Genomic DNA, 4,426 nt, shown 5'->3' on the forward strand with positions numbered 1-4,426 from the left:
CTTTAAAACTAATCACTTAGGGGTAGTCTCACTTCGTGATCGAGAACAAGTTTCATCATCTCGTTCATTAATAATATAAAGCCAGACCTTATGTTAGGAGATGCTATGAAACACTTTCTACCATCCTCTGTGATGCTGACACCTTTTCTTGTGAAATATTACGACGAAGATGATGATTCTAACGACGAGCTCGACGCTCAGTCAGAAGATGCGATACAAACTCAAGCAGCAACGAACCAATCCACTGAGTAATTGACGACATGACACTTAAAGAGCTTAAACGGAGTTAGGCTCTTATCCCTTCCCCCCTTAACAACACACCAACCCCAACAATTAACTTATTTTTCAAATTGTTAGCCGCATGACTATTAACAAAAACATCATCATATTTTGCCAATCGTTTGCATTTTGACTCACTGCACACAAATACCCACAAAGTAGTACCCTCAGTTTGTAAACTTATTTTAGATCAATATTTAAAACCTCAGCTATCGCCATGATGAACTCAGTTCGAATCATAATTCAATGGAGTCACCACATGGCTAGCGCATTTTTTATCCCAACAATTAATTTTATGGGCGCAGACTGTTTAACAGATGCGACTGACAGCATTCAGTCACAAGGCTTTAAAAAAGGTCTTATCGTTACCGACAAAGTATTGAACCAAATTGGTGTTGTAGGACAAGTACAGCAATTACTGGCTGACCGCAGTGTCGACACAGTTGTATTTGACGGCACCCAACCAAACCCAACCATTGGCAACGTAGAAAGCGGTTTAGCGTTACTACAAGAAAACGGCTGTGACTTCGTAATTTCATTAGGTGGTGGCTCACCTCATGACTGTGCGAAAGGCATTGCACTTGTTGCAGCAAACGGCGGAAAAATTTCTGACTACGAAGGCGTAGATCAGTCAGCTAAACCTATGATGCCACTTATCGCTATCAACACCACAGCTGGTACCGCTTCAGAAATGACGCGTTTTTGTATCATCACAGACGAAGCTCGCCATATCAAAATGGCAATCGTCGACAAACATACTACACCGCTAATTTCTGTAAATGATCCTAAACTGATGCTAGCTAAGCCGGCTTCATTAACAGCAGCAACGGGAATGGATGCATTAACACACGCAGTGGAAGCGTATGTTTCTATTGCAGCAAYACCAATTACAGATGCGGTAGCTATCAAAGCAATTGAGTTGATCCAAGCTCACCTTCGCACAGCGGTATCTAACGGTGAAGATATTGAAGCACGTGAACAGATGGCTTACGCGCAATTTATGGCAGGGATGGCATTTAACAATGCATCACTTGGCTACGTTCATGCAATGGCTCATCAACTTGGCGGATTTTACGACTTACCTCACGGGGTTTGTAACGCAGTTCTGCTTCCTCACGTACAACGCTACAACGCTCAAGTGTGCCCAGAAAGGCTTCGTGATGTAGCAAAAGCGATGGGTGTAAACGTTGAGAAAATGACAGCAGAACAAGGTGCTGAAGCAGCATTGAATGCTATCATGGAGCTCTCGCAAGCTGTTGGTATTCCTGCTGGTCTAAAAGACCTAGGAGCAAAATCTGAAGACATCAGTATTCTTGCAGATAACGCATTAAAAGATGCTTGCGGTTTTACTAATCCAAAACAGGCAACACACGAAGAAATATCTGCCATTTTTGAAGCAGCAATGTAACAAAAAGTCTGAATAGTTTTAGTAACGATAATAAGCCCTCTTAGAGGGCTTATTTACACTGGACTAAGCCACAATTTAAGTTCCCTTACCCAAGACAATAAGTGAGCATTTCCAGCCTCTGTGAAAGTCCAAACATACACTAAGAAGTTAAGCCCAACCGTACACCAAAATAATACAGCGAACACTTTATTGTGGTAATGAACCTTGTAGGAACATTGGGCTATCAGCGCTCCAGGCCACCCACCAGCGAGAGATAAAGTGTGTAAGATCCCGTTATGTATTCGAAGTGTATTTTGTTTAGCCGCTGCGCTATCAAACATGTAAAACGAATAGGTTACAGCACTTAAAAAGACATAGAATAAAAGGACAATTGGAGGGTACTTAACAAGCCAAATACTCGCTAGCAGTACAGTGATAAACCAAACGACAATGGCCATTGAAAAGTTAAATACAAATGGACTCACACTCGACGTTGACGATTTTTCCTTTGCCGACTGATCAAATATCGCCGCGCGCCGCTTACTATCAACATCGTGATGAACTAAATCCCTTTGAACTAGGGAATCTTGAGAATTAAGAGGGTTAGCTGAATTTTTTCTAATCCCCCCTTCCCATTGCAGCACTGTACGTTCAGACCCCATTACACTTCCCTATCCCGCTAGCATTTATCATCAGGTTCGTTCCGACTACTATTTTTACTACAGCACTTACATTGCTACACCGTACTTAATGCATTGCTGTACCGAACTTAAATAGTTATATCGACCTAATGTTCACTCTAGTTGCATATGAAACTATGTAAACATTAATATAATGAGCCTTGTCACACTTCAAATACAATATTGATAGATAAATCACAAATATTGGCAGCCTGCTAATAAGCTCTAGCAATACTGGGGGATCTACAACCCCTTGAATAAGGAAGTTATATGAACAAAACGATACTCTTCACCTTACTATTGGCGAGTTTTACAAGCTTTGGTAACGAATATTCACTCACTAAAGTCGCCAGTAACCTTGAGCTACCATGGGGGCTTCAGTTTACTAATGAAAAAACACTATTAGTAACGGAAAAGACTGGTTCCGTTGTTGAGTTAGACATTCCAACAGGTAACAAAAACATACTGTTAACCATCAAGGATCTTTCAAGCAAAGGTCAGGGTGGGCTAATGGATATCGCCGTTTCTCCAATCAATTCTAACCAACTCTACTTTAGTTACAGTAAGCCAGTAACTAATGGTGTTGCGACTACGCTAGCGACTGCAAATTATAACGATGGCAAACTAACACAATGGCGTGATGTGCTTGTAACCAGCGCAGCTTCCGACACATCTCGTCACTTTGGTAGCCGTATCGCATTTGATAGCGACAATCACCTCTACCTGACTCTTGGAGACAAAGGCGATAGAGATAATGGGCAAGATACCTCTAACCACGCAGCAAGCATTCTGCGCCTAAACTTAGACGGTTCAGTTCCAAGTGATAATCCATTCATCAAAGACACCAATTATGCGAGTGAAATTTGGAGTTTCGGGCACCGTAACCCGCAAGGAATTACCTTTGATTTAGAATCAAACACTATGTGGGCGATAGAACACGGCCCTAGAGGTGGGGATGAGATAAACCGGATCAAACGCGGGAAAAACTATGGCTGGCCAATCACTTCACACGGAAAAGAGTATTGGGGGCCAATATCGGTAGGTGAAGCAGAAGAGAAAGAAGGTATTGAAAGCCCAGCGCTCGTTTACGTCCCTTCAATAGCCCCAAGCAGCTTAGTTTTATATCGAGGAGAGGTTTATCCGAATCTCAATGGAAAACTGCTCGCTGGCGCTTTAAAGCTCACTCATATCAATGTCATTTCTATAGACGACCAACTCGCACTTAAGGAAGAACGTCGCCTATTTGAAGATCTCAACGAGCGTATTAGAGATATTACTATTAGCCCCGGCGGGCACATTTATTTTTGTACGGACAACGGAAATATTTACCGCATCGAACCTAAAATTTTGGAGTCCTAAATTTCAGATTCAAGCTGTACCAAGTAACTGCGCATAAATTGCGTCCGTCTTTCTGCCTCTCGTTTGGCTGAGTCAGTATTCATGGTATCGACCAAGTGAAGTAATTTGATATAGAAATGGTCAATCGTAAACACTTTATCGTCAGGCTCTCTTGATTCACAAAAAGGGTCAGTCAGTGAATATAATGTGCGTCCTAATGAAGTACTCACTTGTACGCATCGAGCAATGCCAACGGCACCTAATGCATCCAAACGATCAGCATCTTGAACAATTTTTGCTTCTAAGGTTTCCGGAGTTACATTCGCACTGTAACTATGACTCACAATTGCATGATGTATAGCTGAGTAATATTGTTCTGGGTAGTTCACAGACTTTAGAAACTCAATCGCGATATCTGCGGCATGTTTAGAGCTTCGCTCTCGATCCGGATGATTTTTAGGAAAGGTAAAACAATCGTGTAAGTAGGCAGCTGGCACTACTACCTCCTCCACTGCATTTTCCGCCCGACATAGCTGCTTAGCTGTTTTGACCACGCGTAAGATATGGTTTAAATCATGTGCAGCATCGGTTTGCATTTTTAGCTCAATAAAGGCAATTAGGCTTTGCTCGAACTTATCCAATAGTCTCGTCCCTTTTTATGTGTTGCCGATAATAGAAGTCTCTTACCCTTAAAGACGGTTTCTAAAAAACCATGACATGATCAACGAGGTATTTACCATCT

The 4,426-nt window shown here is 41.9% G+C and carries 5 protein-coding genes; 3 read left to right on the plus strand and 2 right to left on the minus strand.

What is annotated here, in order from left to right; translation table 11 throughout:
- Positions 1–105 precede the first annotated feature (105 nt).
- Together L4C33_RS19880 and yiaY are read left to right on the plus strand one after the other, a co-directional pair.
- Complete coding sequence (locus tag L4C33_RS19880; RefSeq protein WP_428814134.1) at positions 106–252, plus strand: hypothetical protein; 147 nt, start codon at positions 106–108, stop codon at positions 250–252.
- A gap of 286 nt (positions 253–538) precedes the next feature.
- Positions 539–1,687: an L-threonine dehydrogenase gene (yiaY, locus tag L4C33_RS19885; RefSeq protein WP_428814135.1), complete on the plus strand. Its 1,149-nt coding sequence runs from the start codon at positions 539–541 to the stop codon at positions 1,685–1,687.
- 53 nt (positions 1,688–1,740) lie between these two features.
- Here the strand turns inward: yiaY and L4C33_RS19890 are convergent, their stop codons facing one another.
- Complete coding sequence (locus L4C33_RS19890) at positions 1,741–2,328, minus strand: DUF1294 domain-containing protein (RefSeq protein ID WP_428814136.1); 588 nt, start codon at positions 2,326–2,328, stop codon at positions 1,741–1,743.
- A gap of 288 nt (positions 2,329–2,616) precedes the next feature.
- On the opposite strand from L4C33_RS19890, the gene L4C33_RS19895 reads away from it, so the two are divergent.
- Positions 2,617–3,705, plus strand: a complete 1,089-nt coding sequence (locus L4C33_RS19895) for a PQQ-dependent sugar dehydrogenase (RefSeq protein ID WP_428814137.1) — start codon at positions 2,617–2,619, stop codon at positions 3,703–3,705.
- On the opposite strand, the gene L4C33_RS19900 is transcribed toward L4C33_RS19895, so the two are convergent.
- The gene (locus L4C33_RS19900) at positions 3,702–4,280 is read right to left on the minus strand and encodes an HD domain-containing protein (protein WP_428814138.1); all 579 of its coding nucleotides are present in this window, start codon (positions 4,278–4,280) and stop codon (positions 3,702–3,704) included. The two genes, L4C33_RS19895 and L4C33_RS19900, sit on opposite strands and share 4 nt — an antisense overlap.
- Between the last annotated feature and the right edge of the window lie 146 nt (positions 4,281–4,426).

The organism is Vibrio makurazakiensis (assembly GCF_050337375.1).
Classification (GTDB): Bacteria; Pseudomonadota; Gammaproteobacteria; order Enterobacterales; family Vibrionaceae; genus Vibrio; species Vibrio makurazakiensis.

Bases quoted from the DNA above. Each gene is read 5' to 3' on its own strand.
- L4C33_RS19880 (WP_428814134.1), top strand. From the start codon at position 106: ATGAAACACTTTCTACCATCCTCTGTGATGCTGACACCTTTTCTTGTG.
- L4C33_RS19890 (WP_428814136.1), bottom strand. From the start codon at position 2,328: ATGGGGTCTGAACGTACAGTGCTGCAATGGGAAGGGGGGATTAGAAAA.
- L4C33_RS19895 (WP_428814137.1), top strand. From the start codon at position 2,617: ATGAACAAAACGATACTCTTCACCTTACTATTGGCGAGTTTTACAAGC.
- L4C33_RS19900 (WP_428814138.1), bottom strand. From the start codon at position 4,280: ATGCAAACCGATGCTGCACATGATTTAAACCATATCTTACGCGTGGTC.